Genomic DNA, 26,213 nt, shown 5'->3' on the forward strand with positions numbered 1-26,213 from the left:
GTCTAACATCGGGCGTGGCCGGCCCCCTGACGAGGGCGGGTTGCTCATAGTTCAGCCGCGGGTTCCCCGCGCGGTGCCGGGCCGCCACCGACCCAGCCGACGGGATGTCGCCGGGTTCAGGTCACTCGATCTGGCCGATCGCCCACGTGAATCCGGCGAGCTCGCGCGCTGCGGCGACGGCGATGATCGTGCGGCGTTTGCCGCGCTGCTCAAGGCGGTTCCATGTGCGATACAGACGCCGCTGCGCGGTCCAGGCGATCGCGACCGCTTCGGCGGGCTGCCCGTCGTGGCGATCGCTCAGCGCCTTGGTGACCCGCGGCGCCTTGCGGTAGTGCCAGGCAGCCTCGACGAGCAGCCGGCGCGCGTGCCCGGAACCGGTCTTCGTGATCGAGCCGAGGCGGCGACTTGAGCCGGTGGTGTGCTCCGAAGGGACCAGGCCGATGTAGCTCATGAGCTGCTCGGCCCGGGCGAACCGGGCGAAGTCGCCGACCTCCGAGCACAGCCCGGCGGCGGTGAGCGTGTCGATCCCGCGAAGGCACCGCAGCCGGGCGACCTGCACGCCCCACGGTGAGCTCGGAAGCATCCTCGTGATCTGCGCCTCGAGCTGATCGCGGCGATGCACGAGCACGTCGGCCGCGCCGCGCAGGTCCAGCAGCGTCGCCTGCGCCGCGGGCCACACGAGGTCGACCTGATCCAGCCAGTCACGGTGGCGCTGCGTCCATGCCTTGCCGTCATCGAAGCGATGGTCGTGACGCAGCAGCAGCTTCGACAACCGGTGGCGGGCACGCATCAGGTCCACCCGCACGGCCTCGCGCGCCCGGATCAGATCGCGCAGCGCCTCCTCCTCGTGGCCCGGCACCCGCACCGGATGCAGCTTCCCCGCCCAGAGCAAACGCACGAGCAGTTCGGCGTCACGACGATCAGTCTTCACCCGGTCACCCGACGCCCGCGGGATCTTGCTCGGCGCCGCGACCACGCACGACACCTGCCGCGCCGCGAGCTCCCGCGCCAACCCGTACCCGGTCGGCCCGGCCTCATACGCCGCCCGCACCGGCCTGGGCAGTGCGGCGCACAACCTGGCCGCCTCACGCACGTCACCGCGCAACGCGAACCACTGAAGCTCGCCGCTCTCAGCATCGAGCACCGCCGCCACGATCTTCGCGGCGTGTACGTCCAGACCAACGAGGCTTCTAGCCTTCGTCATGGCCGGTCTCCTCCTCTGTGGTTGTGGGCCGCTGCGCGGCTGCAACCGCACAGCTCAAACGTCACCCCACGACCCTTCGCGAGGGACCGGCCACTTCTACCGCCCGCCTCAGACAGACGACTCAGAACCACCGCCGCCAGCGACGGCCCGATCCATATGGTCTAACCGGAACCCAAGCGGCGGCCGTCGGCCTGGATCGAGCGGCAGCGGTCGGACTGCCTTCGGTGATAAGCGTACGCATCAGCATCGAAAACCCGCTCTCCCGGAAAGTCGCCCGCGACACGATCCCGCGCGCCACGAACCCCGGCGCGCTCCCGGAAAGTACATCGCGAGCACGTCGAGCACGAACTTCGCGAGGTCCATGGACCCAGCCACCCTCGCGCCCAACACAGGAACGGGCCAGTGCCAAGGTCGCGTGCTCCCGCGCCGCCGCCCACGCCCCAGCCTGCACAGCCCACCGCAGCGCTCGAACGCCGCCCGTCGCGCCAGCACATCCACCGAGGATCAGGTGTGCTGACCGACTCTGGCGGACGCTACGGTCGTGCGCCAATGGCGGGGTAGATCGAAAGCTCCGTCGAATTAGGGGCGGCTTGACGCCCGAGGAGAACAGGGCGCGCACGGGCGTTAGTCGCCGCGGTCGTTCGCGTCGATCTGGCCGTTCTCGCCGTCGCTGGCCTCGGTCCCGTCGTTCGCGCCGCGCTCGTCGTTCGCGCCGTTGATCTCCCAACCTGGGTGGCGAGGTCGGTGCCGCTACCTCGCGGCAGCCTGGGCCGTTCGCGCAGTTATCGCATCGCTGGCGCGCATGGACGGCTCAGCCATCTAGGGCTGCGCGAGGGTTCGCTCGGCTGGACGCTACAACGGCAGCTTGCCGCGCGCCTTACGACCGCCGCGACCGCTTTTTCCGATGGCCTTGGCCGCGGAGTGAAAGGGCTTAGCCAACCAGTGACCGAGTTTGCCGGGCGCCTTTGACGCCTGACGCGAGCCGGCCCCCGCCACGGCCTTGCCGCCTCGTTCGGGCCCGCGCGAGAGACGCGGAGCGAGAAAAGCCAGGACGGCTAACAACAGGCAGAAGGCAGCGACGGCGCCGATGATCACGCGGGTGACCCGCCGCAGGAAAGGGGGCGAAGCATGGGTCTATCATGCCACCGCGCCGCGCCGGCGCGCCGGCGCGCCGGAACGGCGCGTGCCCAGCGGAAGGGGGCGATCGGTGCTCGGGACGTGATCATGAAGCTGATGCGGCCGCTGCTTTTCAGTTCCTAGCCGTGGGCCGATGCGCCGCCTTCGCCGGGCACCTCCGGCGATTGCTCATCGACGCAGACCATTTCACTACCCACCCTCCGGGGTCTTCACACGGATCCTGCTTCGGCACGGCTCGACCCATCAATTAGCCTGATCCGGAGCGGTCGAGCGCAAATTCGCCCTTTCGAGTCAGAGCCCGTACAGCGCCCGGCTCCGTGCGCCGCCATTACTTGGGGCCAGTACTGACCGACGTCGGATCGCTTGCAGTACCACGGCAGTATGGGGCTCGCGCCGCGGTGTTCCAAACGCCGGTAAGATGCCGTTTCAAGCCCTCGCCGACGTAGCTCAGCTGGTAGAGCACTTCACTCGTAATGAAGGGGTCAGCGGTTCGAATCCGCTCGTCGGCTCTCAGAAACGCCCTTGGAATGGGCGTTTTTGCGTTTTGCTTGCGGGGTTGAGGCGGCGAAAGTCGGTCGGGGGTAACTCTGGGGGTAACAGGGACGGTTTGTGGTAGTTCGGGCCGGCGACTGAGACGTGCTGCTGGTCGAGAGGTCGACGGGCCCGAGGGGCGGTTTCTACGCAGCGCCGACATGGTGGAGCCGTCGACCGTTAGGTGCCATGGGCGGGAAGCCGTGCTCGCGAATCGCCGGTGTCGAAAGTGCTGAGATTCGCGCAAACCAGCACTTCTGGGTCGCGCCTGAAGCAGCACTGCGCCGAGCAGGTCGCGGTGGAGCGGTGCGTGAGTCTCGAGGTCGGTACTCAGGGGCGCAGGGTGATGTCGATGTCGGTGGTGGCCGGGGTGCGGTCGGTGGCCAGGGCGGTGCCATGGGCGCCGTCGTAGCGGCCGGTGCCGCCGGTGACGGCGAACGGCGTGTGGTGGACCTTGCCGTTGGTGATGACGCCCTGGGCGGTAATGGTGCCGTCGGCGAGGTTCTCCTGCACGGTGCAGAGCGCCGTGTGCGACCCGATGATCGTGCAGATCAGCAGTTCGGATCCGGTGTCGTCGCCGGTGACCGCTGCTCCGAATCCGAGGCGGTCGCCCTGGCGGGGATCGTGCCTCGGGAAGAACCCGACGGTCTTCTTGTCCTTGGAGACGAGGTGAAGCGTCGTCGGCGGGACGGGGGCCTGTGCGGACCCGGTGGTCGTGATCGCGAGAGCGGTGGCAAGGGCCGTGAGGCCGGTGGCGGCAAGGGCGGTGATGGTGGTGCGGTGCATGATGTTCCTTGGTGTCGTGAGGTGGGTCCGGGGTTCGGACGAACGAGGTGAAGCTGTCTGGCGGGCGCTGATCCTGCGGCCGGGCCAGGTGGTCGGGTACGGCGTCCAGGCGGGCGAGGCGAACGGGTGCCCGATGGCGCGGATGGCTGGCCCCCGTCCCAGGCGAGGGCGGGGACGTCGTCGACACCGGCGAGCCAAAAGCGCATGCCGATGATGGGTGACCCTTGGGCGGACAAGAATCAGCACGTCGAGTACGACTGTTCGCTGTGCCTCGTCGCACTTCGGGTGGGGGCCTGTGGGGTGCCGTCGTCAGCGGTCGGGGGCTCGCGGCGGCGGGAAGGTGCTGCACGCGACGCCAAGCCCGAGGATCCAGATTGCGTATAGCCCCGGGCCGAGCAGCCAGTTCATGTCGCCGCCGGGCGCGAGAAACCCATGGTCGCCGAACACCGTTGCGGTCTCGAGCAGTTGCTCGGCTGCGAGGACCAGAGAGATCCACCCGAGCCATCGCGGGAAGCTGGCGTTTTTGACGGCGGCGATGATCGCCAGCGACTGCGTCACGATCGCGAACGTCAGCAGCGGAGCCCAGTACGCCTCCACGTCGGCGAGGGCGCGAGCGGTTCCAGCGTCGAGCGTTGCGGGATGGCGCGCGAGTCCTAGGCGCACGAGCAGCCCTGCTGCCACGAGCGCGACGGTTGTCGCGGCAGGGATGACGAACACCACGCGAGACACGCTCGCCAGACGGTCCGCGACGAAGGCGAAGAGCACGACACCCGGCACGGTTGAGGCCATCGTCAACCACGCCTGCAGCGCGATCGCGTCGTGATGCTCGCGGTAGTAGGTGACGAGCGCGCCGCCGGTGTCGGTGACTCCGGGGGGCATCGGCACCACACTCGACCCGGCCAGCAGGAGCACCGCGAAGGCGATCGCGGCGACCAGCGGCGCGCGAGCGGTTGGAGATGATGCGGCGTCTTGTCGCCCGTCGGGCATGCTGGCCTGGGCAGCAGCCGTGACGACTGTTCGGGGACGGCGCGTACTCACACGATCACCGCCTGCATCGTGATCTCGATGAGCAGGCCATCCGCGAACAGGCGCGGGACGGGGATCAAGGTCGTCGGCGCGACCGCGGCACCATGGTCGGCTGCCGCCCGCATCACGCCGTCCAGGAGCTGCTCGTGTTTGGCCGGCTCCCAGTCGACGACCAACATCGTGATCGCCACGACGTCCTCGAACGTCGCGCCAGCGCTGGCGAGTGCGATCGCGACGTTCTGAAGTGCCGCCGCGGTTTGGCCGGTCAGGTCGTCGGCAATCAGGCGGCCATCTGCGTCCAGCGCAGTCTGGCCGGCGATGTGCACCGCCCGACCGTTGGGCGCGACGCTGACGTGGCTGTAGCCCTCTGGGGTCATCAGTCCCGCGGGGTTCAAGCGCTCGATGATCATGCGAGGCCCGCTGCGGCGGCGAGGTCCGCCCCGAGCTGGCGCTGGACGCTGAGCCAGTCGATGTATGTGTCCTTTCGCGCGATGAGCCCGCCGGTCAGGGTGAACACGTCGATGCCCTCGCTTTCGAAGTGCGCACCGGCGAGCGTGCCGCTGATCACGTATTCGCTGACGAAGTGCTCGGCACCGAGGTGCGCGCGTCGCATGGTGAACGCGAGGTCGGGCACCTGCGCGAAGCCCTCGGCGATGGCGGCGCGTACGGCCTCGCGACCGGTTGCGGGCTCGGCGTAACCGTGCTGGTGGAACACCGTGTCGGCGGTGTGCATCGCGACGATCGCGTCGGGATCGCGGTCTGCCCACGCCTGGCTGTAGGTCGCCGCGAAGTCCTGAAGTGTGGTGGTCATGCTGGTGAGGATGCCGTCGCGCCGGCACTGCCGCGACGGGAACGGGCCCCTGGTCTTTTGCGACGTCTACCCCTGGTATCCGTCACGATCGGCCCGTGAGGCTTTACGAGCGCGATCTTGAGATCGAGACCATCGACCGACGCCTCGTCACCGGCGGACTGCTCCTGGTCGAGGGACCCGCAGGCATCGGCAAGAGCTCACTGCTCAGCGAGGCGGCGCGCCGCGGGCTCGCGACCCGCCGCGTACTGCAGGCCCGCGGCACGCTTCTCGAGGTGAACTACGCCTTCGGCGTCGCTCGGCAACTCTTCGAGTCGGCGCTGCGCGGAAGCGAGCGCTCCCGCCTGCTTGCAGGCGCGGCGGGCGCGGCGGCCGCCGCCGTCGACCCCCACACAACGAACGGAGCTGCGGACGCCGCGGGCTTTGCGGTCCTGCGCGGACTCGCAGCGCTGACGATCAACATCGCCGAGCGGGGGCCACTGCTGCTGGTCGTCGACGACCTGCAGTGGGCCGACACGCCCTCACTGCGTTTCGTGGCGTTCCTCGCCCGTCGACTTGATGGGCCGGACATCGCACTCGCTGTAGGGGTTCGTACCGGTGAAGCTGGCGCGGCTGACGAGCTTCTGGAAGACGTGCGCTCAGAACACACCACGAGCGTGCTGCGACCCACGACGCTGAGCCAGACGGCAACCACCGCCTTGGTGCACGAGCGCGACCCGCACGCCGACGCAGCCACCTGCATCGAGTGTCACGCCGCCACCGGCGGCAACCCGCTGCTCGTCACCGAGGTTGCGCGGGCGATCGACGAGGGCCTTGATCCGATCGCCGCAGCCGCCTCGGGCATTGGGCCCGGCGTCCGCCGGCGCATAGAGAACGCCGACCCGTGCGCGCTGGGGGTCGCCCGCGCAGCGGCCGTGCTTGGCGACGGCGCGACCCTGGCACGCATCGCCACCCTCGCCGCAACCGATGCCGTCGACGTTGGCCGCGCCATCACCGCCCTGACCGAAGCCGAGGTGCTCACGAAGACACCCGAGCCCTACACGTTCACGCACCCGCTCGTGCAGGCGGCGGTGCTCGAATCGCTCGACACCGGCGAACGGATTGCGCTGCATCGCCTTGCCGCGGCGACGCTGGAGGCTGAAGGCGAGGCGGGCGAGCGGATCGCCGCACATCTGCTCGCCACCCCAGGTACTGCCGATCCGCAGGTCGTCGCCCGGCTACGTCACGTTGCCGCGGAGGCGTTGAACCGCGGCGCGGCACGGTCGGCCGTGCCGTTGCTGCGCCGTGCGCTTGCTGAGCCTCCAGCCCGTACGGAGCGGTGCGACGTGCTGCGCGAGCTCGCAACAGCCGAGCGCCTGGTCGGCGACGCCGCGGCCGTCGCTCATCTGCGCACCGCTCAATCACTGGCCGCCGACGCGCACGCGCGAGCCGGTCTGGCACGCGACCTCGCGATGGCGCAGTACGACCTCTCCTACTACGAGGACGCCGCGCAGACCCTGTCGACCGCGCTGCGCGAAGCGCCCGAGGACCTTGATCCGAGGGCACGCGACACGCTGCGCGTCGATCTCTTGACGGTCGCGCTGCAGGCGTCGAGCATCGACGCCGACCAGCTGCTGAGCGACATCGGGCGCGGGCCCGCGTCGGCTGATCCCGCGGTCATGATCGCGTTGCGAATCGCGTCGCTCGCGCTCCGCCTCCTCGACGGCCCGGTAGCGGACACGTTGCCCGAACTCGAGCAGATTCTGCGCGACACACCACCGTCCCCCGAGCGCCTGGACGTCCATACCCCGCTCTGGTTCGCGCTCGTGCTGTGCGAGCGCTTTGACGTCGTCCGGGAGATGCTCGACGAGGTCGAAGCAAGCGGAGGCGGCTGGATGCGTCGGCAGTTCGCGCTGAACCTCGCACGCGCCCGCCTCGAGCATCGTCTCGGCGACCTGGACGCGGCGCTGGCGACGCACGAGGCCAACCTCGAGATCGGGCTGGACAACCGGACCGGGACGCTTTTCACGCTCGCCGGGCTCGTATCGGTCTGCGTTGACCGCGGCGACATCCCACGGGCCTTGAGCGCGCTCAGCACCGCTGACATACCAGCTTCGCGAACCGAGTCGCACCTGTCCTGGATGCACTGGGCGGTCGGCCGCGCACTGGCTGCGGCCGGCGACGACGTCGCGGCAGCGCGCGCGTTCGACGCTGGATGCGCCATCCAGCGCGGGTTTCCCGACGACCGGACACCCGTCTGGGAGGAGGGCGGGGCAGACCGCATCGCCTGCTCTATCCGGCTCGGCCGCGAGCGCGAAGCTCGAGCGGATGTCGAACACACGCTGGCCGTCGCGCGACGCGCGGAACTGCGCGGACTCGAAGGGATCGCCCTGCGACTGCGAGGTGTGCTCGACAGTGACTCCGACAGCCTCGAAACCTCCGTCCAGCTACTCGAGCAGACACCGATGCGACTGGAGCTCGCCCGGTCGCTGTGCGAACTCGGGTCAGCACGGCGCAGGGCAGGACAACGCACCCAAGCACGGGCGCCGCTGCGGCGAGCCCTTGATCTCGCCCACGCCTGCGGAGCCCGACCACTTGCCGACCGTGCACGCCAGGAACTCACCCTCGCCGGCGCACGCCCAAGGCGCGACGCCGAGACCGGCCGCGACGCACTAACCGCCGCCGAACGGCGCGTCGCACGACTCGTCGCGAGCGGACGCACCAACCGAGAGACAGCCCAAGAGCTGTTCATCACGGTCAAGACCGTCGAAGGCCACGTCGCCCACATCTTCCGCAAGCTCGACATCCACCGACGAACCGATCTCCCCGCGGCGCTAGACGCCGACCGCGAACCCATGGAGCCGTAAGCCATTGCTCGCCCCGCGAAGGAGAAGCGGCGCTGCAGCGAGGGTCCGCCTGCCAACGGCTGCGGGTCCTAGCCGTCTTCGAGATGTCGGCGCAGGCGCTTGAGCTGCGCTGCGAGGTCGTGGCCGATCCCGGCCTTGATGATCGGGTGCAGAACGCGGGGGCCGCCGAGACGAGCCTCGTCGCTCTGCGTAAACCACGTGCTCGTGCCGCGCGCCTCGAGGCTGTAGGTCACGTCGATCACGTCGTGGCCGTCGTCCTCGTGCCAGCGGATGAGGTGCGGTGGTTCTGACGCTACGAGCGTATACGCCATGTCGCGCGCGGGAAGCAGCGGCACGGGACGGTGTCGCACGCGATAGGTCGTCGTCTGGCCGGCGTCGACGGGAGCCGGTTCCACGTGCTCGATCTTCGGACACCAGATGCGGTCGTTCAGCGGATCGGCCACGAACGCGAAGACGTCAGTGACCGGCCGGTTGATCAAGATCGAGCGAGCGACACGCATCCCCGGTTACCTACCTACAGGTAGGTAATGACGCAACGAGATCTCCCACCGCCTCGCAGACTGAGCGCTAGCAAGCGACGCGCGACGATCCTCGACGCCGCGCTGCCGCACTTCGCCGCCCCCTCTCTGCCAAGGTGACGTGAGACAGGTTCTACCGTTGTATTTACTGAGCCTGAGGGCGAGAACGGACGTGCGTTGTGTCGCAGTTCCCTGCAGGGATGAAGGACGAGCTGGAGGGTTCCGCCGGCGGTGTGCCGGAGGGAGCCGAAGGCGAGCGTAGGCACATCGCCGGCGGCGCGTCGTCGCTGGTGGGGGTCCCGGATCCCGAGCTCGTGCCGCGGGCGACGCGCCGCAGGTTCACCGCGGCGTACAAGCTGAAGATCGTGCTCGCCGCCGAGGCGTGCACCAAGCCCGGCGAGATCGGCGAGGTGCTGCGCCGCGAGGGCTTGTACTCCTCGCTGCTGACGGAGTGGCGGCGGGCCCGCGACAGCGGCGCGCTCGGGGCGCTGGAGCCTCGCCAGCGTGGCCCCAAGCCGCCGAGCGCCGAGCGGATGGAGAACGCGGCGCTGCGTCGCCAGCTGGAGCGCTCGCAGGCCGATCTGGTGACGGCGCGTCGGGTGATCGAGGTGCAGGGAAACGTCTCCGCGCTCTTGGAAGAACTGCTGGCCAAGAGCGCGCCGGAGACCGACGAGCAGCCGCCGCGATCATGATCGATCAGGCCGTCATTGAGATCGAGCCGCTGGTCGGCATCCTGCCCGCGTGCCGCGCCCTCGGCGCGTCCAGGGCGTCGTTGTATCGCCGACGCAGCCCGCCGCCCGCGCGCGCGTCAGTGCCGCGCAGGCGGCCCGGCCGGGCGCTGTCGGATGAGGAGCGTGCCGCGGTGCTCGAGCAGTTGCACAGCCCGCGCTTTCAGGACGCCTCCCCTGCCGAGGTCTGGGCGACGCTGCTGGATGAGGGGATCTACCTTGCGTCGCAGCGCACGATGTACCGGATCCTCGCCGCCGAGTACGGCGGCGTCACCGAGCGCCGCGCGCAGCTGACCCATCCGCCCTACGCCGCACCGGAACTGCTCGCCGAGCGGCCGAACGAGATTTGGTCCTGGGACATCTCGAAGTTGAAGGGTCCGGCGAAGTGGACCTACTACTACCTCTACGTCATTCTCGACGTCTACAGCCGCTACGCCGTCGGCTGGACGGTGCAGCACCGCGAGAACGCGCACCTGGCCAAGGCGCTGATCGGCCAGGCGTGCGAGCAACAGAACATCGTCCGTGGCCAGTTGACGGTGCACGCCGACCGCGGCCCGGCGATGACGTCCAAGCCCGTCGCGTTCCTCCTCGCCGACCTCGGCGTCCTGCGCTCGCATAACCGGCCGTACACGTCGACGGACAACCCGTACTCCGAGTCACAGTTCAAGACGATGAAGTACCGGCCCGGGTTCCCCGCACGGTTCGACCACATCGACCACGCCCGCGCCTTCTGCCGCGACTTCTTCGGCTGGTACCACCACGCTCACCGCCACGCCGGCATCGGCCTGATGACCCCACACGACGTCCACCACGGCCACGCTCCGGCCGTCCACGCCGCCCGCACCACCGTCCTCGACGCGGCCTACGCCGCCACGCCCGAACGCTTCGTCCGGCACCCGCCCCGACCGCCCGCGCTGCCGACCGCCGCCTACATCAACAAGCCCAAGCCCGAGGAGCCCGCCGCTCACTAAATTCGCCCCGACACTGTCTCATCCGGCTTGACAGGTTCCGGAGAGTGGAGAAGACGGAGCTCCCGCACCTGTGGCGCCTCCTTGTGCCTATAAGCACGAGCCCGCGGTCGAGGGCGAGGCTAGCGGGTACGCTCGGCCGGAGGTCAGCGGCGTGTTGCCTAAGTTCGCTTCAGCGTCGTAGTGCCGGTGCGGGTCCTATCTCGTCGGGCGAACGAAGTGTTAGGGGCTGGCGGTGCAGAAGCAACGGATTGTTCCTTTCTCCGTTCGGGACCCAGCACGTGGGCGCGATGCGACGTAAGGCCGGAGTCGTGACGTGCTTTGGCCGTGGGGGGTCGGACCTCGGCGCGTGCGTGCTCTCCGCGCGGGTCCGGTTGTTCTGTCTGGCGCGAGAGGTTCGACGGGTTGTGTGCTGACAACTCGCACGGAGTGCGGACAACAAATGCGTGTGCCGTGCCAAAACGATCACGCCGCCCTGTGGTACTCGTTGATCAGGCCGCCGAGGACCCGGCGCCGCTGGATGCGCGAGGTCAGGTCGATGACTTCGCCGCCGTCGTGATCGGGCGGTAGTTGCCCGCGGGCCTGGTGAGCGCGGTGGGCGTTGTGGTGCGTTCGGTACTCCGTGAGAACGCCGCGGAGGTGCCGCTCGTTGCGGATCAGCAGATGGTCCAGGCACTCCCGGCGTAGCGTGCCGACGAATCGCTCGGCGTAGGCGTTGGCCATCGGTGCCCGGACCGGTGTCTTCAGTACGCGGATCCCGATCGACGCGAAGACCTGATCGAACCCGGTGGTGAACTTGCAGTCCCGATCGCGAATCAACACTGTGAACCGGTCGGCGCGTTCGTCAAGGTCCATCAGCAGGTTGCGGGCTTGCTGCACCGCCCACGGCCCTGTCGGGATGGTCGTGACGCCGAGGATGTGCACCCGACGGGTCCCGACTTCCATCACGAAGAAGACGTAGATCCGCCGCAGCAGAACGGTGTCAACGTGCAGGAAGTCGCACGCCAGCAAGCCTGGGGCCTGCGCCGTCAGGAACGCCCGCCAACTCACGGTCGATCGGCGTGGCGCCGGGCCGAGGCCAGCGGCGGCCATGATCCGCCGGATCGTGCCCTCCCCAACCCGATACCCGAGCCGGCCGAGCTCGCCCTGGATCCGCCGGTAGCCCCACCTCGGGTTCTCGCGCGCGAGCCGGATCACCAGCTCGCGAATCTCGTCCCGCACCGGTGGCCGCCCGGTGGTGTTGGGGTAGCGCCATTTTCGCGCGACCAGCCTGCGGTGCCATGCGAGCAGGGTCGCCGGAGTCACCAGCCTGAACGCTCGCAGCTCCCGCGGCAGTACCCGGAACAGGGCCGCGAACAACGCTCGATCAGACCAATGAAGCCGCGGACGCGGGACCTGACGACGAAGGACCGCGACCTCGTGACGCAACACCAAGATCTCGACCTCCTTCGCACCGCCGGACCGGCACCGCAGGGCGAGCCAGGCGAACACCTTGGTCGTCACCAGGTAGAGCAAACGCACGGCCACGACGACCATCCTGCCGCAACCACCATCCTCGACAAATCCTCAGCATTCACCGCGCATCCTCGAGTTTTGGCACGGCACAGGCCGCAGATCCCCACGGGCGATCTCTTCCAGGGCCGCGGGACCTACGTCGTGGACGTCGACGGCCTCGTCGCGTACGCGCACATCGCCGAGAGCGCCTCGGACATTCCGCCGATCGACGAGCTCATGGCCCGGGTGCGAGAGCTCGGGCGGGCGCGGGAGGGCGCCGCACTACCCGCTGCTCAGCCCACGCCCGGATGAACGCGTGGCGTTCGGCGACCGACTGCTCGGCTACTTCGAAGGCGTCGGAGCCCGCGATGAACGCGGCGGCGGGGTGCTCGAGCGAGTATCGAATGTAACAGATAAAGTAGTTTTTGTTACATGCACTTCACCCGTTCAGGGCCGCGCCGGCGCTGGAGAAGGGCGCCGGCATGGGCGAAGATCCTTGTGTGACTTGGTGCTTGCCGGCCCGTGCTGATCAGTCGACGCTTGACGGCGTGGTTGAGGAACGCGGACTTGCGGATGTCGAGCGTGCTCGCGCGGAGGTCGCGCGCGATTTTTGGGTTTACGTCGTGGGACGTGATCTGCGCGGCGATCGAGCGGCGGGCGATTTTGAACGCGCGTGATGTGGAGCGGGCGCGAGCTCGGATCGCAGGGGACCCGGAGTGGGCGACGAGCGACTTGACGGGGTGGTGTGATCACCGGAATGGTGCTGCGCCTTTGAACTACATGGCGATGCTCCGCTTCGATGCACCGCGGCTTGGGCTGTCGGGGCCGCTTGAAGGGACGGGTGAGATGGCGCGGTTGATTCTCGATGCGGGTGCGCCGGTGAACGGGAATCCGGTCGAGGATGAGACGCCGTTGATGACGGCGGCCAGTTACGGCGATGCGGACGTGGCGAGGGTGTTGATCGAAGCGGGGGCTGACCTTGACCTGTTGTCGGGGCCGCAGTCGGGCGGCGTGCCTGGGGGGAGCGCGTTGCTTCACGCCGGGGTGTTCGGCATGACCGAGGTGCTCGACGCTGTGGTCCGTGGCGGTGCGCGGGTGCGGAGCATGGTTGAGGCGGCGGCGGCTGGAGACCTGACCGGGTGGCCGATCGACGAGGCCACTGACGAGGAGCGGATCCGGGCGCTGATCATGGCGGCCGATCATCAGCGTTTCAGCGTGATGGATCAGCTACTGGCGGCGGGCACGCCGATCGACGCCGTGGATTCGGTGTGGCACCGGCATCCGCTCCGGCTCGCTGCCGAGCACGGCCGCCCGGCCAGCGCCCGGTACCTGCTCGAGCGCGGCGCTGATCCAACGCTCTCTATGAAGGAGGGTGAGGTGTCAAGTGTGGGTTCTGGGTCGTTGTCCTCTGGGTCGGTCGTGGAGCAGGGGCTCGACTCTCTATCGCCTCATCGTGTGAGGACCAGGTGCTGTAGGGGCATCGCTCCGGTGGCGCATCTCAGAGAGGGCCGTCTATGCGGCCAGAGCGCGCGTGGCGCCTGCCGGAGCGAAGGTGGTGTTGCGGGTGAGCATGTGCCAGATCGCCTCGGCGAGCCGGCGGGCGATGTCGACCTGGGCGACCTTGGCGCCGCGCTGTTTGCCCAGGCGCTTCTTGTTGGCCTGGTAGCGGGCGGCGTAGACCTGATGGCGGCAGGCGTGAACGGCGGCTTCCATCAAGGCCCAGCGCAGGTACTTCGGGCCGGCGTGGGTCAAGGGGCCGCGGCGGTCGGTGTTGCCGGACTGGTAGACGCGTGGGCACAGGCCGGTGTAGCCGACGAGCTTCTTCGGGCTCGAGAAGCGGGTGATGTCGCCGATCTCCGCGGCGATCGTGTACCCGAGGATCCACGCGATCCCCGGGGCGCTCATCAGCAGCGGGATGTACCGGTGATCGGCCCCGAGCGCTTTGAGCTCTTTGTCGATCGCGGCGATCTCGGCGTCGAGCTCGTCGATCATCTGCACCGCGGCGAGGACCCCTGAGTGCCACGGCTCGGGGAACTCGAGCCGCGCAAGGAGCTTGCGGCCGCGGGCGCCGAACAGGTCCGACACCGGGCAGGTATGGCCGAACGCGAGCAGCTGCGCGTGGATGCGGTGCTTCAGCGAGCTGCGTTTGCGCACCAAGAACAGGCGCCAGCGCGCGCGTTCGCGTTCCTGGCGCTGCTCGAACCCCGGAAGCCACACCGCGGGGACCAGGTCACGCCGTGAGAGCTCGGCGAGCACCCACGCGTCGATCCGGTCGGTCTTGCACGCCAACGGGCCGAGGCCTTTGACTTTCTGCGCGTCGGCGACCTCGACCTCCCATCCGAGCCGCTCAAGCTCGTCATGGACAAACCGGGCGCCGTTCATCGACTCGATCGCCGCCCGCACTAGGCCGGCCCATGCCGGGTCTCTACGCCGCGCGCGAACCCGCGCAGCCCGTCAGCGTCCGGCGGCGTCGCGCCGGCCTCGATCTGCTCGCCATCCGGGGCGAGCAGGCAATAGTCCAGCCGCTTGCGGCTGAGATCCAATCCAGCATGCAACATGTGAGCGGGCCTCCTCGTGGTTGCTCTTTCGGTGACACGCTGGAGCGTGCCACCGGGAGGCCCTCCTTCACGACATTCAGAGATGCGAAGGGGCGCAGCGCGCTGGATCTCTGCCAGGGCGAGGATCGGTACACGCCTGGCCCGGCGCACGATGAGGTTGCGGAGCTGCTGCGAGCGGCGATCCAGGCGCGCGGCTTGACCTGAGCGCAGTCTAAGCATCAGATGTCGGCAGGCGGTGTAGACGCCCGATCTCGGCGGCGGAGCGGCGTCGTGAGGCTAGCCGACCGCGCGCGCTGCGATGAATGCGGCCACATGCGGCGGCCCGGACTGAGGAGATCCGGGCCGCCGCTGTGGGTCAGCCCATGCCCATCCCGCTGTGCGAGCTGCCCGCGGCGCTGCTCCCGGGGTACCACTGGGCGAGCCAGCTCTTCATCTCGCCGATCTCCTTGGTCTGCGCGGCGATGATCCGCCGGGCCAGCGCCTTGACCTTCGGGTCGCTGCCCTTGGCGAGCTCGGTTCTAGCCATGGTGATCGCGCCGGCGTGGTGGGGGCTCATCATCTGGATGAAAGACTTGTCAAACGGGGTCGCCGTCTTTAGCGCGGCGGTGTTCATGTCCATGCCCATCGCTGCCGTCGACTCGCCGAGGCTGCTCTTGGCGTCCCCGGCGCCGAGGGTCTTCTTGAAGCCGGCCATCAGCGTGATCTCGCTCTTCTGGTCGCTGATGATGCTCGTGGCGAGCTGCTTGATCTGCGGGTGCTGGCCACGGGTGAGGGCGATCTGCGCCATGGCGATCGCCGATCGGTGGTGCGGGGTCATGTCGTTGACGAAGGCGCGGTCGGTGGCGTTGGCCCCGGTCTCGGCGCTTGTCGTGTTGCTGGTCGTCTTGTCGCTGCTGCCGCAGCCGGCGACGAGCGCGGCGGCGATCGCGACGGCGAGAAACGCGGGCAGGGCCCGGCGATTGGTGATGCTCATAGGTGTGCTCCTGTGCTGGTGTCTGAGGTGCGCGAGGCAGCCGGCCGACCCGTGCGCGGACGGGAAGGGGCAGGCCGGCGGCGTGATCAGATCCGCAGCACAACGGGCCCCAAGGGGCCGGCACGAGCACGAGGAATCACAAGCGGGTTGCTGTCAGTGGAGCGCGGACGCAGGTGCGCGAGCAGCACGGGCCGGGTCCTGGGGCGTAGGCGCGGCAGGCGGCTGACCGCCCACAGTCCGGCCGCGGCGATGACGCCGAGGCACATGACCATCGTCGCCATCGCGCCGTGGTCGCCCGTCCCGTGGCCGGCGTCGCCCATCGCGCCCTCGGGCATCGCGTGATGCGCAATGACGCCGAGCGCGAGGACCACGCAGGCAGCCGTCAGCGGGCGCCGACGACGGCGCAGGGCCTGCCTGAGGCGGATGAACGAGACGGACATCGGCGTCCCAAACTAGCGCCACACCAATCCTGGGGCAAGATGACGATGTTCAAGCTGACCGACACCGGCCGCGCGCTGGTCACCATCGCGGGCCAACTCGCGGAGAGGACCCACCGATGAGCGACGTCGCCGACGTGCTCTGGATGGGGCTGAAGGACGCGTTCCTCATGGCCTACGAGGTCTGGTGGGCGCTGGTCGTCGGCTTCGCGATCTCGGCGATTGTCCAGGCCTGGGTCCCGCGCGAGCGGATCCAGGCTGCGCTGTCCGGGACGGGAGTGCGGCCGATCGCGAAGGCCACCGGGCTCGGCGCCGCCTCCTCCTCGTGCTCCTACGCGGCGATCGCGATCGCCAAGTCCCTCTTCCAAAAGGGTGCGAGCGCGTCCTCGGCGCTGGCCTTCCAGTTCGCCTCCACCAACCTCGTATGGGAGCTCGGGCTCGTCCTCTGGGTCCTCATCGGCTGGCAGTTCGCGCTGGCCGAGTACGTCGGCGGCATCATCATGATCATCCTCATGGCGCTCGCCCTGCGCCTGTTCGTCTCCCGGGAGCTCGAGGATGAGGCCCGCGCGCACGCGCAGGAGGCGGAGACCGGCCACCAGCACCACATGGCCGGCGAGCAGCTCAGTTGGCGAAGGTGTATCTCGTTGCGTGGCTCGTGCAACCGTTTTCTCTCCGCAGACCCGCGAGGCCGCAGGCCTTCTTGGTGCGCAGATCGCCGCCGCGCGGCTGGCGCGGCGGTGGACGGTCGACGAGCTCGCCGAACGCGTCGGCGTGAGCCATCCCACGATCAGGAAGGCCGAGCGGGGAGATCCCACTGTCGGCTTGGGCGTCGCGTTCGAGGCGGCGACGGTCCTCGGCGTGCCGCTCTTCAGTGCTGACCCCGAGCGCCGGTCCCTCGAGGTCGCGCGATTTCAGGACCGTCTGACGGTGCTGCCCAGCCGTGCGCGTCGACCGACGACAGTGCCGAACGACTTCTGAGCTCGCGAGCGTGCTTGCCCGCTGTGTGCCCTCGACGGTCAAACCCTATTGGTCGGTTATACGACTAGACGATAGATCGTCTAACATGCGGCGCGATGCTGTTCGTCACGCCTCCGCTGTCTCGCAAAGTGCTCGCGGATCTCCGCGAGCTGGACGCTCGCCGCGCAGAGCTCGGCGCCCAGGTCGGTGTTGCCCGCCCGTGGAGTGGCGCACTGCGCCGCCAGGTACGCGCCGCGACAGCCGAGAGCTCGATCGCCATCGAGGGCTTCCAAGTGCCGACCGGGCTGGCGGGCGGCATCCTCGACGGGCAGCAGGTCCCGGTCGTCGGCGAGCAGGATGCCGCGGCGCTCGCCGCCTATGCGCGGGCGATGGATCACGTTGCCGCGATGGCCGAGGACCCGCGGTTCGCGTGGGGCGAGCGCGTCATCCTCGACCTGCACTTCGACACCTGCCATTTCCAGCCTGACGCACGTCCCGGGCGCTACCGCGAGGGCCCGATCCTCGTGACGAGCCCCGAGGGCGGGGCTCCGGCGTACGTCGCCCCGCCGGCCGACGAGGTCCCCGCGCTCGTCGAGGAGTTCGTGCGCTGGCTCAGCGGCGAGGCTGATGAGGCACACGTCGTGGTCCGGGCCGCAATGGCTCACCTGCACCTGGTCTCGATCCACCCGTTCCGCGACGGGAACGGACGGACCTCCCGGATCGTCCAGTCGCTCGCCCTCGCCCGTGACGGTCTGGTTGCCCCCGAGTTCGGCTCGATCGAGGAGTACCTCGCCCGCCACACCCCGGCGTACTACGCGGCACTGCGGAAGGTGCAGGGCGGCAGCTATCAGCCCGCACGCGACGCTGGGCCGTGGGTCCGTTTCTGTATCGCTGCCCATCTCGAGCAGGTCAACCAGCGCCTCGATCAACTCGCGGACGCAGGACGCCGCTGGACACGATTGGAGGAACTCGTCGCCGAGCGTGCATGGCCCGAGCGCCTGGTCATCGCGCTCGAGCAGTGCCTGTTCGGTGGGACCGACCGTGCTTCCTACGCCGCGGAGGCCGACACCTCGGCGGCGACCGCGAGCACCGACTTCCGACGGTTGCTCGACGCGGGCCTGGTCGAGCAGCGCGGCAAAGGTCCCGCGACCCGCTACACCGCAAGCCCGGCACTTCGCACCCTGGTCTCGTGACCGGCGGGCCCGAGGTCGAGGACCTCTTGCCGTCGGAGACCAGCGTGGTTCAGCGGTGCAGCAACAGTCGCGCGACGACGGTCGCCAGCCGCCCTCGCTGCTGCTTGCGACCGGTACGCTGAGGGCCAGGCGTGAGCCTCGACGTTGGCGAACGAGTCGTACTGAGTCGCGATGTCGCAGTTCATGCTGAGCCTAAAACGCATGTTTTGCAGGTGGAAGTGCTCCGAATCCTGACTCAGATGCACTGGTTTAGACGCCCCTAAAGCCTCTCGTAATGAAGGGGTCAGCGGTTCGAATCCGCTCGTCGGCTCTCAGAAACGCCCTTGGAATGGGCGTTGTTGCGTTTTCGGGGTGTGGCGATCGCCGGGCGCGCGCGACAGCCGCCCGAGATTCTCCCTGGGGCTCAGCCCGCGTCGTAACCGGGACGGGCGAGGTCGAGCTTGCGGCGCACGTGCTCGCGCAGGACGGCGGCCACGGCCGCCAGGTCCTCGTCGTGGTCTCCTGCGCGCAGCGCGTCGGCCAGGGCCTGCCGTGCCGCCGCGCCATCCGCCGCCGTAGCGGTGGGAGTCAAGGCCCCGAGCGCCGCGGCGTCCGCGGCGTCGTGCGCGGCGCCGAGGGCGAGCTCCCGGGAGACGATCGCCAGAGCCTGCGCGGCGACGAGCGCCTGAAAGCGTGAGGCGCCCTTCACGGCCGGGGCGTGTTCGTCCGTCAGCCAGCGTGCGACGGCGTCCACCAGCTCCGCGGCGTCCGGACGGTCACCACTCATCGTGCGTCCTCCTCCCCCATCAGGGCCAGCAGATCCCATTCGGCTTCGGCGACGCGCCGGGCCAGCACCGTGCGCTCGAGCGACGCGTGCTCCCCCGCCCGGCGCAGCGCCGCCTGACGCGCGCAGTACGCCCCCCATTTCGCCTGCACGAGGACGCCCCACCAGCGCAGGCGGTCACGGTCGACGTCCCCGCCGAAACCGCCGAGCAGCTCGTCGAGCGGGCCGATCCCCGCCACCGGCTGGGCGTCCACGCCGAAGCGCCACGGTCGCGCACAGACCCACGCGAGGTCCTCGGCCGGGTCACCCAGGTGCCAGAACTCCCAGTCGACGATCGCCCGCAGTCCGTCGGGTCCGACGATGAAGTTGCCCAGGCGGAAATCCCCGTGCACGACGCTCGGCGGCGTCGGCGGTGGCAGCCGCAGGCGCAGCCAGCGCAGGGCCAGCTCGAGCGTTGGCAGGGCCTGTCCCGTCTCGTCCAGCTGCGCGCGGACGGCCTCCAGGGCGGTGGCGGCCGCGTCCACGGGGGACGGGGCATGGGTCCCCAGCGCCGAGGTGTCCATCGCGCGGAGCGCGGCGAGCGCCGTGCCCAGCCCGCGCGGGAGCGTCGCGCGGGCGTCCTGCAGCGCCGGCTCGCGCATGACCCGGCGCGGGATCGCCTCCCCGTCGACCCACGCCATGAGCATCCCCGCGGTGCCGAAGCGGCCGCCGGCCTCCTCGACCGCCACCGGTCGCGGGACCGGCACCCCGGCGTCGTAGGCGGCCTGCTGGACGGCGAACTCGCCGGCGCGCGAGGTCTGGGGCGTCTCGCCGGCCGGGTCGCGCCGCAGGACCCACGCGGGGCCCGCGGCGCCGGCCGGGGTCAGCGCCCACAGCTCACGCGACGCGCCGCCGGCCAGCGGTGCGGCCGACAGCCCCGCGCCGGGATCGCGTTCGCCCGCCTCGACCAGCGTCTCGCGCAGCGCTGCCGGATCGGGCGCGGTCTCAGGCAAACCGCGCGAGCTCCCGGCGCGCGATCGCGACCTTGTGCACCTCGTCCGGGCCGTCCCCGAAGCGCAGCGCCCGCGCCGTGCGCCAGAACGAGGCCAGCGGCGTGTCCTCCGACAGGCCGAGGGCGCCGTGCACCTGGATCGAGCGGTCCACGACCTCCTGGAGCATGGACGCCACCTGCACCTTGGCCTGCGCGATCGGCTGCAGCGCGCCCTTCTTGCCGACGGTGTCGATCATCCAGGCCGCGTGCAGGACCGAGAGCCGCGCGGTGTCGATCTCGATCCGGGACTTCGCCACCCAGTCCTGGACCATCTGCTTGGCGGCGAGCGGCTCCCCGCGGGTCTCCCGCGTCTGGGCGCGGCGGCACATGAGCTCGAACGCCCGCTCGGCCGCGCCGATCGCGCGCATGCAGTGATGGATGCGGCCCGGGCCCAGGCGCGCCTGGGCGACCGCGAACCCCTCGCCGCGACCACCGAGGAGGTTGGCCTTCGGAGTCCGCGCCCCGTGGAAGCGCAGCTCGCAGTGCCCGTACCCGGCGGCGTGCCCCATGAGCGGCAGCGGCCGCACGATCTCAAAGCCCTCGGCGTCGGTCGACACGATCACCATGCTTGCGCGCTGGTGCGGGGCGGCGTCCGGGTCGGTGACCGCCATCACGATCGCCCACGACGCGCCGATCGCGCCGGAGATCCACCACTTGTGGCCCTCCAGGACCCATTCGTCCCCGTCGAGCGTGGCGGTCGTGAAGATGTTCGTCGGGTCCGAGCTCGCGGCCTCGGGTTCGGTGAGCGCGAAGCACGAGCGCACATCGTCCTCCAGGAGCGGGCGCGCGTACTGCTGCACCTGCTCGGGGGTGCCGTAGTCGAGCATGGCCTCCGCGTTGCCCGTATCCGGGAACGAGCAGTTGAAGATGGCGGGCGCGACGTACAGCGCGCGGCCCATCTCCTCGCACAGCACCCCGTACTCGACGTTCGTCAGCCCGGGGCCGTCGTGGTGGTTGGCCAGCCAGAGGTTCCACAGCCCGGCGTCGCGGGCCTTGGCGCGCAGCTCACGGATCGCGGCGGGGTAGGCGACGTCCGGGGCCACCTCCTCGTCGATGGCGCGGGCGAGCTCGGCCTCACGGGGCAGGACGTGGTCGGCCATGAACGCACGCAGATCCTCCCGTAGCGCCAGCACGCGGTCGGAGTGGCCGAAGTCCATCAGACCCGCTCCAGGAACGGCCCGAGCGCCGCGTTGACCGGGTCCGGGTCGGTCAGGTTCGCCGCGTGCCCGGCCCCGTCGACGATCACGAGCTCGGCGTCCGGGAGCGACTGCGCGAAGGCCCGGGCGATGTCCACGTCGATCGCCAGATCGTCGGAACCGTGGACGACGAGGGCCGGCATGGTGAGCTCGCCGACGCGCCCGGCGACGTCGTCCTCGCGGCCCGCGAGCGTCGCGAAGACCTGACGCACACGATCCATGGGGAGCTGCCGCCAGCGCTCCTGCCACGCCGGCGTCCCTGCCCACCCGGGACCGAGGATGATCTGGGCGACGGTGTCCAGAATCTCCTGCGGCGGCCCGCCCGGCGCGGTCCAGGCGTCGATGAGCCCGTGGTAGCCCGCGGCCTTCTCCGCGTCTTCGGGACCCGGTTGCGTGTCCATCAGGACGAGGGCCCGCACGCGATCCGGGGCCGTCAGCGCGGCGCGCAGCGACAGGTACCCGCCCTGCGACATCCCGGCGAGGACGGCGCGCTGCACGCCGAGATGGTCCAGCAGGCCGAGGAGGTCCGCGCCGGAGTCCCAGTACGTGAACGGCTCGGCGGTCGTCTCCGTGCGCCCGTGGCCTCGCTCGTCCCAGCGGACGCAGCGCCAGCGGTCCTGCAGCGAGCGGACCTGCGCGTCGAACATCGTGTGGTCCATGAACAGCCCGTGGGAGAAGACGATGACGTCGTCGCCCGACCCCGTGTCCTCGTAGAACAGCCTCTGGCCGTTGACCTCAGCGTGCGGCATGCGGGTTCTCCTCTGCGTAGAGCGCCTCGATCCGGTCCGCGTAGGTCGCGGCGATCGGCTTGCGCTTGAGCTTCATCGTCGGGGTGAGCTGCTCGCCCCCGGGTTGCCAGTCGTCGGGGACGATCGCGAAGCGCTTGATCTGCTCGACGCGCGCCAGGCGGGCGTTCGCGGCCTCCACGCCCCGCGCGATCTCCTCGCGCACGAGCGCGTCCGCACTGAGCTCGGCGTGGCTCCGGGCGGCGAGCCCCTCGCGCTCGGCGAAGGCGCCGCCGGCGTCCGGATCCACCACGATCAGCGCGACGTTGTAGGGCCGCCCGTCGCCGACGACGCACACCTGCCCGATGAGGGGGTTTCCGGCTTTGAGCCGGGCCTCGATGTTCGCCGGGGACATGTTCTTGCCCGCGGCGTTGATGATGAGCTCCTTCTTGCGGTCGACGATCGTGAGGTAGCCGTCCTCGTCGAGGGTCCCGATGTCGCCCGAATGCAGCCAGCCGTCGGCGTCGATCGCGTCGGCCGTCTGCTGCGGGGCGTTGCGGTAGCCGACCATGACGCCCGGTGAGCGGATGAGGATCTCGCCGTCGGCGGCGATCCGCAGCTCGACGTCGTCCAGCGCCGTGCCGACCGTTCCGACGCGGACCTCGCGTGGCGACGCCGTCGCCACGCCGGTGCACTCCGACAGCCCGTACTCCTCGCTGAGCGGCAGCCCGAGGGCCCGCCAGAACGAGACCATCTCCGCGGGCACGGGGGCGGCGCCGACGTAGGCGGTGACGAGCCGATCGAAGCCGAGGGAGGCGAGCACCCCAGGTCCGGCGGCGGCGAGGTCGGCGTCCGGCCCGAGCTTGGCGGACACCGCGGCGCGCAGCTTCTCCCACAGCCGGGGAGGAGCGAAGAAGAAGTGCGGGCGGACCTGAGCCACGTGCGCGACGACCTGCGTCGCGTCCGGGCAGCACGTGGTGGTGAGGCCGAGGACGAGCGGCACGTATTGCGAGTTCAGGCGCTCGGCGATGTGGGCCATCGGGAGGTAGTCGATGACCTCCATGCCCGGCACCAGACCGGCCCGGGCCTCGAGCGCGGAGACCATCCACAGGATGTTCGCGTGGGTGAGCTGCACGCCCTTCGGGCGTCCGGTCGTCCCCGAGGTGTAGATGATCGTGGCCACGTCGTCGGCGCGGGCGGGGTGGTCCTCGCCCCGCGGATGCGCCCACAGCTCCGCGTCTTCGACGAGCAGGACATGCTCGACGTTCGCCCCGTGCCGGTCGATCGCCTGGCGGATCGTGTCCTGCAGCGCGCGTTCGGAGATCACGACGCGGGCGTCGGCGTCGCCGAGCACGAACGCGAGGTCCTCCGGTGCCGCGGTGTTGTAGAGCGAGAAGGGGACGGCGCCCGCCAGCAGGGCCCCCGTGTCGGCGGCGTGGAACTCCGGGCGGTTGGTGAGCAGCAGGGCGACGCTGTCGCCGGGGCGGACACCGACGGCGCGCAGCGCGCCGGCGATCGCGTCCGCGCGGCGCTCGAGCTCGTCCCAGCTCCACTCCTGTGCGGGGTCGAGGGTCTGCACCGCGCGCTCGTCGCGGTGGGCCGCGACGGTCGCGCGGAACGTCGTGGTGATCGTCGTGGGGATGGTCGCCTGCGTGCTCATCTTGCGTCTCCTGTTCCCGAAGGTCCGTTGACCGTACGGGACCTGGTGTGGTCCAATCGCGGCTTGCCCAAGAGGACCAATCCCCGCCTCCTCGTCCCCCTGCAGCGCGACGGCGGCGCGCCCCTGGCCCGCCAGGTCGAGGCGCGCCTGCGCGAGCTCGTCCCCGGGACGCCGCTCCCGCCCACGCGCCGGCTGGCGGCCGACTTGGGGGTCGCCCGAGGCACCGTCGTCCGGGCCTACGCGCAGCTCCGGCACGAAGGCCTGCTCGAGGGCCGCGTGGGGGCGGGCAGCCGGATCGCTCCGGCCCCGCGGCCGTCCGGGGCCCCGGCCGCGCCCCCCGACCGGCGCTGGGACCTGGACCTGCACCCCGAGGTGACCGACCTGGCCGCGTTCCCGCGGCGGGCCTGGCTGCGGGCCTACGGTGCCGCGGTCCACGATCTTCCTGACCGGGCACTCGGGTACGAGGAGCCGCTCGGCCTGCGCGAGCTGCGCGAGGAGCTCTGCGTCTACCTGGCGCGTGCCCGCGGGGTGCGCTGCGACCCGGAGCAGATCGTGATCTGCGGCGGGCTGCTCGCCGGGCTGGCGATCGTCCGCCGGGCGCTCGCCGATACCGGTGTGCGCTGTCTGCACCGCGCGCGCGTCTCCCACCGGGCCCTGGGTGAGCTCTCCCGCGGGACGGTCAGCGGCCCGGCCACCGGCTGGCTGGACGTGGACGGCGCGGGTCTGGTGGTCGACGCGCTCCCGCGGCGGTCACGCCAGGCCGTGCTCGTGGAGCCGGCCGGCAGCTACCCGCTCGGAGCCCGCCTGTCGGCCGCGAGGCTCACCACGCTGACCGAGTGGGCCCGGCGGCAGGACGCCGTCCTCGTGGAGTCCGACCTGAACGCCGAGCTCGACCACGACGGCGTCGGGCTGCCCGCGCTCCAGGGGAGCCTCCCGGAGCGGACCGTGCTCATCGGCTCCACGAGCCGCGCGCTGGCGCCGGGCCTGCGCGTGGGCTGGATCGTGGCCCCGCCGGGCCTCGTCGGGGCGCTCACCGCCGCGCGCCGGGCCACCGAGCCCGGCCAGCCCGTGCTCGAGCAGCTGGCGCTGGCGCGGTTCCTGGCGGCCGGTGACCTGGATCGGCACCTCCGCCGCCTGCGCTCGACCTACCGGACACGCGCCCGCACGTTCGCGAACCTGCTCGAGGATGCCGTCGAGGGCGGGCGCCTGGACGTCCCGGCCTGCGGCTTTCATCTCGTGATGGGCCTGCCGCCGGGCGCGGCCGACGAGTCCTCGGTCGTGGCCGCGGCCGCGGCTGCCGGGCATCGGGTGCGGCTGGTCGGGCTGGCCGGCCACGTCCTGCACGGCCCGCCGCTGCCGCCCGCGCTCGTCCTCGGCTACGGCGCGCTTCCGGAGGCGGCGATGGCCCGCGCGGTGCAGGCCCTCACCGGCGCGATGGCGGCGCGGGGCCGCCGGCCCGACGACGAGCCCGCCGGATCGGCCGCGACCCCTCCACGCGGCTGACCCCAGGCGGCCCGCCCGCGGACCCCGCCGAACCTCTCAGCGCTGCAGCGACCCGCCCACCAGCAGCCCCACGAACCCGGGCAGGGAGGAGAAGAAGCCCGGGGCCCAGTCCTTGTAGTGGGAGTGCATGCCGGCAAGGAAGGCCTGAGCGACGGCGCCGCCGGTGGACTTCGACATGTCGCAGACGACGTCGTCGGCGAAGCAGACGTCGAGCTTGTAGGGCAGGGCGGCGGGCAGGCGCTTGGCGCCGAAGACGCCGTGCCCCTTGCGCCTGACGGGCGTGGAGCGGTTGGGGTTGAAGTAGTCGAAGTTGTAGGAGTACTTCGTCTGGCCCGCGGAGTAGGTGTCGGCGAAGAGGGCGGCGACACGCACGTGCCGGAAGGCGGAGGTCCGGAGCGAGCGCATCGTCTCGCTGGCGACGCCGGCCCCCTGGGAGTAGCCGATGACCGCGATCTTCGAGCCGGGGCAGTCCTTGATGCGCCTCATGATCGCCTTGCGCAGGAGGATCTCACCGACCTGCATCGACAGCCGGAACTTCTGCGGGTCCTGGATCAGCGTCTCGACCGAGACGGCGGGGTAGGGGATGCCCTTCAGGAGCACGCTCTTGCCGCCGAGCTTGACCTTGGCCGCGTCGGCGGCCGGGCCGACGGTGGCGCCCATCCCGTGGTTGCCCTTGCTCGACTCGCCGGACCCGCGCAGGCCGAAGATGGTGTACCGCTGGCAGCGCGGCGCGGGCGGCGGCGTGGCCGCCCCGCACGTCGGGGCGCCGGGGAGCCCACCGTCGGTGTAGGTCTTCAGCAGCTGGTCGGGGACGTAGTAGGCGCCGACCTTGTCCCACAGCGACGAGCCGTACGCGACCTGGCCCTGGACCTGGCAGGTGATGCGCACCCACTGGCCCTTGCGCACGGCGTTGATGAACGCGCGCGGCTCCAGCTGGGGCTTGCTGCGCCCGTCGATGTCGGCCTTGGCCACGTACGTGTTCGTGGGCGCCCACGGCACGAGCGAGTGGATCCGCTTCGCCTCGGCCCGGGACGCGGACAGCAGCGACAAAAGCACGGTGGCGGTGAGCACGAGAGCGCGGCGGAACCTGGGCATGGCGCAGTCTGTACCCGCGCGCCGCGGCCTGGGCTCCGGTTCTCACGAAAGCTTCACGAAATCCCCCGGCCGGACGC

The 26,213-nt window shown here is 70.5% G+C and carries 24 protein-coding genes, 1 tRNA gene and 2 pseudogenes; 9 read left to right on the forward strand and 18 right to left on the reverse strand.

The window, feature by feature from the left end; all coding sequences use genetic code 11:
• Positions 1-121: 121 nt before the first annotated feature.
• Positions 122-1,204 carry an IS110 family RNA-guided transposase gene (locus NBH00_RS02870; RefSeq protein WP_254570847.1) on the reverse strand — a complete coding sequence of 361 codons (1,083 nt, stop codon included), beginning with the start codon at positions 1,202-1,204 and terminating at the stop codon, positions 122-124.
• 852 nt (positions 1,205-2,056) lie between these two features.
• The gene (locus NBH00_RS02875; protein WP_254571850.1) at positions 2,057-2,299 is read right to left on the reverse strand and encodes a DUF6411 family protein; all 243 of its coding nucleotides are present in this window, start codon (positions 2,297-2,299) and stop codon (positions 2,057-2,059) included.
• Positions 2,300-2,777: 478 nt separating this feature from the next.
• On the opposite strand from NBH00_RS02875, the gene NBH00_RS02880 reads away from it, so the two are divergent.
• Positions 2,778-2,850: transfer RNA gene (locus NBH00_RS02880), tRNA-Thr, on the forward strand.
• Positions 2,851-3,202: 352 nt separating this feature from the next.
• On the opposite strand, the gene NBH00_RS02885 is transcribed toward NBH00_RS02880, so the two are convergent.
• The 4 genes from NBH00_RS02885 to NBH00_RS02900 form a co-directional block, all read right to left on the reverse strand.
• Positions 3,203-3,658, reverse strand: coding sequence for an allene oxide cyclase barrel-like domain-containing protein (locus NBH00_RS02885; RefSeq protein WP_254571851.1), 456 nt, complete (start codon positions 3,656-3,658; stop codon positions 3,203-3,205).
• A 309-nt stretch (positions 3,659-3,967) separates the two neighbouring features.
• Positions 3,968-4,645, reverse strand: coding sequence for a hypothetical protein (locus NBH00_RS02890; protein WP_254571852.1), 678 nt, complete (start codon positions 4,643-4,645; stop codon positions 3,968-3,970).
• 47 nt (positions 4,646-4,692) lie between these two features.
• Positions 4,693-5,094 carry a RidA family protein gene (locus tag NBH00_RS02895; protein ID WP_254571853.1) on the reverse strand — a complete coding sequence of 134 codons (402 nt, stop codon included), beginning with the start codon at positions 5,092-5,094 and terminating at the stop codon, positions 4,693-4,695.
• Positions 5,091-5,495, reverse strand: a complete 405-nt coding sequence (locus tag NBH00_RS02900) for a nuclear transport factor 2 family protein (RefSeq protein WP_254571854.1) — start codon at positions 5,493-5,495, stop codon at positions 5,091-5,093. The genes NBH00_RS02895 and NBH00_RS02900 overlap by 4 nt, the downstream gene beginning before the upstream one ends.
• Before the next feature lie 95 nt (positions 5,496-5,590).
• On the opposite strand from NBH00_RS02900, the gene NBH00_RS02905 reads away from it, so the two are divergent.
• On the forward strand, positions 5,591-8,338 hold the full coding sequence (locus tag NBH00_RS02905) for a helix-turn-helix transcriptional regulator (RefSeq protein ID WP_254571855.1): 2,748 nt from the start codon (positions 5,591-5,593) through the stop codon (positions 8,336-8,338).
• Between the two features lie 68 nt (positions 8,339-8,406).
• On the opposite strand, the gene NBH00_RS02910 is transcribed toward NBH00_RS02905, so the two are convergent.
• Entirely contained in the window at positions 8,407-8,838 is a 432-nt protein-coding gene (locus tag NBH00_RS02910; RefSeq protein ID WP_254571856.1) for an SRPBCC family protein, read from the reverse strand.
• A 284-nt stretch (positions 8,839-9,122) separates the two neighbouring features.
• On the opposite strand from NBH00_RS02910, the gene NBH00_RS02915 reads away from it, so the two are divergent.
• A protein-coding gene (locus NBH00_RS02915) for an IS3 family transposase (protein ID WP_254573690.1) occupies positions 9,123-10,555 on the forward strand; the annotation gives its coding sequence in 2 pieces (ribosomal slippage) (positions 9,123-9,471 and positions 9,471-10,555; 1,434 coding nt in all).
• 462 nt (positions 10,556-11,017) lie between these two features.
• On the opposite strand, the gene NBH00_RS02920 is transcribed toward NBH00_RS02915, so the two are convergent.
• Positions 11,018-12,088, reverse strand: coding sequence for an integrase core domain-containing protein (locus tag NBH00_RS02920; RefSeq protein ID WP_254571857.1), 1,071 nt, complete (start codon positions 12,086-12,088; stop codon positions 11,018-11,020).
• Between the two features lie 57 nt (positions 12,089-12,145).
• Here NBH00_RS02920 and NBH00_RS02925 point away from each other — a divergent pair, with 57 nt between their 5' ends.
• Together NBH00_RS02925 and NBH00_RS25385 are read left to right on the forward strand one after the other, a co-directional pair.
• The gene (locus NBH00_RS02925; protein ID WP_254571858.1) at positions 12,146-12,358 is read left to right on the forward strand and encodes a hypothetical protein; all 213 of its coding nucleotides are present in this window, start codon (positions 12,146-12,148) and stop codon (positions 12,356-12,358) included.
• 603 nt (positions 12,359-12,961) lie between these two features.
• Positions 12,962-13,393, forward strand: a pseudogene (locus NBH00_RS25385) (ankyrin repeat domain-containing protein); the annotation flags it as partial.
• A gap of 165 nt (positions 13,394-13,558) precedes the next feature.
• Here NBH00_RS25385 and NBH00_RS02930 read toward each other — a convergent pair.
• The 4 genes from NBH00_RS02930 to NBH00_RS02945 all read right to left on the reverse strand — a co-directional run bounded on the left by NBH00_RS02930 (position 13,559) and on the right by NBH00_RS02945 (position 16,017).
• Complete coding sequence (locus NBH00_RS02930; RefSeq protein WP_302182685.1) at positions 13,559-14,449, reverse strand: IS110 family RNA-guided transposase; 891 nt, start codon at positions 14,447-14,449, stop codon at positions 13,559-13,561.
• Entirely contained in the window at positions 14,449-14,589 is a 141-nt protein-coding gene (locus NBH00_RS02935) for a hypothetical protein (protein ID WP_254571860.1), read from the reverse strand. Before NBH00_RS02935 ends, NBH00_RS02930 begins: the two co-directional genes overlap by 1 nt.
• Before the next feature lie 370 nt (positions 14,590-14,959).
• Positions 14,960-15,577, reverse strand: a complete 618-nt coding sequence (locus tag NBH00_RS02940) for a DUF305 domain-containing protein (protein ID WP_254571861.1) — start codon at positions 15,575-15,577, stop codon at positions 14,960-14,962.
• An 86-nt stretch (positions 15,578-15,663) separates the two neighbouring features.
• The gene (locus NBH00_RS02945) at positions 15,664-16,017 is read right to left on the reverse strand and encodes a hypothetical protein (RefSeq protein ID WP_254571862.1); all 354 of its coding nucleotides are present in this window, start codon (positions 16,015-16,017) and stop codon (positions 15,664-15,666) included.
• A 167-nt stretch (positions 16,018-16,184) separates the two neighbouring features.
• Here NBH00_RS02945 and NBH00_RS25390 point away from each other — a divergent pair.
• The 3 genes and pseudogenes from NBH00_RS25390 to NBH00_RS02955 form a co-directional block, all read left to right on the forward strand.
• Positions 16,185-16,592 (forward strand): annotated as a pseudogene (locus NBH00_RS25390) (permease); the annotation flags it as partial.
• Complete coding sequence (locus NBH00_RS25395) at positions 16,570-16,992, forward strand: helix-turn-helix domain-containing protein (protein WP_367401297.1); 423 nt, start codon at positions 16,570-16,572, stop codon at positions 16,990-16,992. The pseudogene NBH00_RS25390 and the gene NBH00_RS25395, both read left to right, overlap by 23 nt.
• Before the next feature lie 95 nt (positions 16,993-17,087).
• The gene (locus NBH00_RS02955; RefSeq protein ID WP_254571864.1) at positions 17,088-18,164 is read left to right on the forward strand and encodes a Fic family protein; all 1,077 of its coding nucleotides are present in this window, start codon (positions 17,088-17,090) and stop codon (positions 18,162-18,164) included.
• A gap of 403 nt (positions 18,165-18,567) precedes the next feature.
• Here NBH00_RS02955 and NBH00_RS02960 read toward each other — a convergent pair whose 3' ends face one another.
• Genes NBH00_RS02960 through NBH00_RS02980 form a run of 5 tightly spaced genes read right to left on the reverse strand, consistent with a single transcriptional unit; the run spans position 18,568 to position 23,538 of the window.
• Positions 18,568-18,930 (reverse strand): DUF6285 domain-containing protein, encoded by a 363-nt coding sequence (locus NBH00_RS02960; protein ID WP_254571865.1) that lies wholly within the window; start codon positions 18,928-18,930, stop codon positions 18,568-18,570.
• Entirely contained in the window at positions 18,927-19,919 is a 993-nt protein-coding gene (locus tag NBH00_RS02965) for a phosphotransferase family protein (RefSeq protein WP_254571866.1), read from the reverse strand. The genes NBH00_RS02960 and NBH00_RS02965 overlap by 4 nt, the downstream gene beginning before the upstream one ends.
• Positions 19,912-21,114, reverse strand: coding sequence for an acyl-CoA dehydrogenase family protein (locus NBH00_RS02970; protein WP_254571867.1), 1,203 nt, complete (start codon positions 21,112-21,114; stop codon positions 19,912-19,914). The genes NBH00_RS02965 and NBH00_RS02970 overlap by 8 nt, the downstream gene beginning before the upstream one ends.
• Positions 21,114-21,902 carry an alpha/beta fold hydrolase gene (locus tag NBH00_RS02975; protein WP_254571868.1) on the reverse strand — a complete coding sequence of 263 codons (789 nt, stop codon included), beginning with the start codon at positions 21,900-21,902 and terminating at the stop codon, positions 21,114-21,116. The genes NBH00_RS02970 and NBH00_RS02975 overlap by 1 nt, the downstream gene beginning before the upstream one ends.
• A complete protein-coding gene (locus NBH00_RS02980; protein WP_254571869.1) occupies positions 21,889-23,538 on the reverse strand; it encodes an AMP-dependent synthetase/ligase in 1,650 nt (549 codons plus the stop codon). The genes NBH00_RS02975 and NBH00_RS02980 overlap by 14 nt, the downstream gene beginning before the upstream one ends.
• 63 nt (positions 23,539-23,601) lie before the next feature.
• Between NBH00_RS02980 and NBH00_RS02990 the strand changes: the two genes are divergently transcribed.
• On the forward strand, positions 23,602-25,041 hold the full coding sequence (locus NBH00_RS02990; RefSeq protein WP_367401279.1) for an aminotransferase-like domain-containing protein: 1,440 nt from the start codon (positions 23,602-23,604) through the stop codon (positions 25,039-25,041).
• 36 nt (positions 25,042-25,077) lie between these two features.
• Here NBH00_RS02990 and NBH00_RS02995 read toward each other — a convergent pair whose 3' ends face one another.
• Positions 25,078-26,136 carry a cutinase family protein gene (locus NBH00_RS02995; RefSeq protein WP_254571870.1) on the reverse strand — a complete coding sequence of 353 codons (1,059 nt, stop codon included), beginning with the start codon at positions 26,134-26,136 and terminating at the stop codon, positions 25,078-25,080.
• Positions 26,137-26,213: the final 77 nt, after the last annotated feature.

Source organism: Paraconexibacter antarcticus (assembly GCF_024220175.1).
GTDB lineage: Bacteria > Actinomycetota > Thermoleophilia > Solirubrobacterales > Solirubrobacteraceae > Paraconexibacter > Paraconexibacter antarcticus.

Bases quoted from the DNA above. Each gene is read 5' to 3' on its own strand.
- NBH00_RS02920 (WP_254571857.1), bottom strand. From the start codon at position 12,088: ATGGTCGTCGTGGCCGTGCGTTTGCTCTACCTGGTGACGACCAAGGTG.
- NBH00_RS02945 (WP_254571862.1), bottom strand. From the start codon at position 16,017: ATGTCCGTCTCGTTCATCCGCCTCAGGCAGGCCCTGCGCCGTCGTCGG.
- NBH00_RS02890 (WP_254571852.1), bottom strand. From the start codon at position 4,645: ATGCCCGACGGGCGACAAGACGCCGCATCATCTCCAACCGCTCGCGCG.
- NBH00_RS02970 (WP_254571867.1), bottom strand. From the start codon at position 21,114: ATGGACTTCGGCCACTCCGACCGCGTGCTGGCGCTACGGGAGGATCTG.
- NBH00_RS02955 (WP_254571864.1), top strand. From the start codon at position 17,088: ATGCTGTTCGTCACGCCTCCGCTGTCTCGCAAAGTGCTCGCGGATCTC.
- NBH00_RS02895 (WP_254571853.1), bottom strand. From the start codon at position 5,094: ATGATCATCGAGCGCTTGAACCCCGCGGGACTGATGACCCCAGAGGGC.
- NBH00_RS25395 (WP_367401297.1), top strand. From the start codon at position 16,570: ATGAGGCCCGCGCGCACGCGCAGGAGGCGGAGACCGGCCACCAGCACC.
- NBH00_RS02900 (WP_254571854.1), bottom strand. From the start codon at position 5,495: ATGACCACCACACTTCAGGACTTCGCGGCGACCTACAGCCAGGCGTGG.
- NBH00_RS02980 (WP_254571869.1), bottom strand. From the start codon at position 23,538: ATGAGCACGCAGGCGACCATCCCCACGACGATCACCACGACGTTCCGC.
- NBH00_RS02940 (WP_254571861.1), bottom strand. From the start codon at position 15,577: ATGAGCATCACCAATCGCCGGGCCCTGCCCGCGTTTCTCGCCGTCGCG.
- NBH00_RS02885 (WP_254571851.1), bottom strand. From the start codon at position 3,658: ATGCACCGCACCACCATCACCGCCCTTGCCGCCACCGGCCTCACGGCC.
- NBH00_RS02995 (WP_254571870.1), bottom strand. From the start codon at position 26,136: ATGCCCAGGTTCCGCCGCGCTCTCGTGCTCACCGCCACCGTGCTTTTG.
- NBH00_RS02870 (WP_254570847.1), bottom strand. From the start codon at position 1,204: ATGACGAAGGCTAGAAGCCTCGTTGGTCTGGACGTACACGCCGCGAAG.
- NBH00_RS02975 (WP_254571868.1), bottom strand. From the start codon at position 21,902: ATGCCGCACGCTGAGGTCAACGGCCAGAGGCTGTTCTACGAGGACACG.
- NBH00_RS02960 (WP_254571865.1), bottom strand. From the start codon at position 18,930: ATGAGTGGTGACCGTCCGGACGCCGCGGAGCTGGTGGACGCCGTCGCA.
- NBH00_RS02910 (WP_254571856.1), bottom strand. From the start codon at position 8,838: ATGCGTGTCGCTCGCTCGATCTTGATCAACCGGCCGGTCACTGACGTC.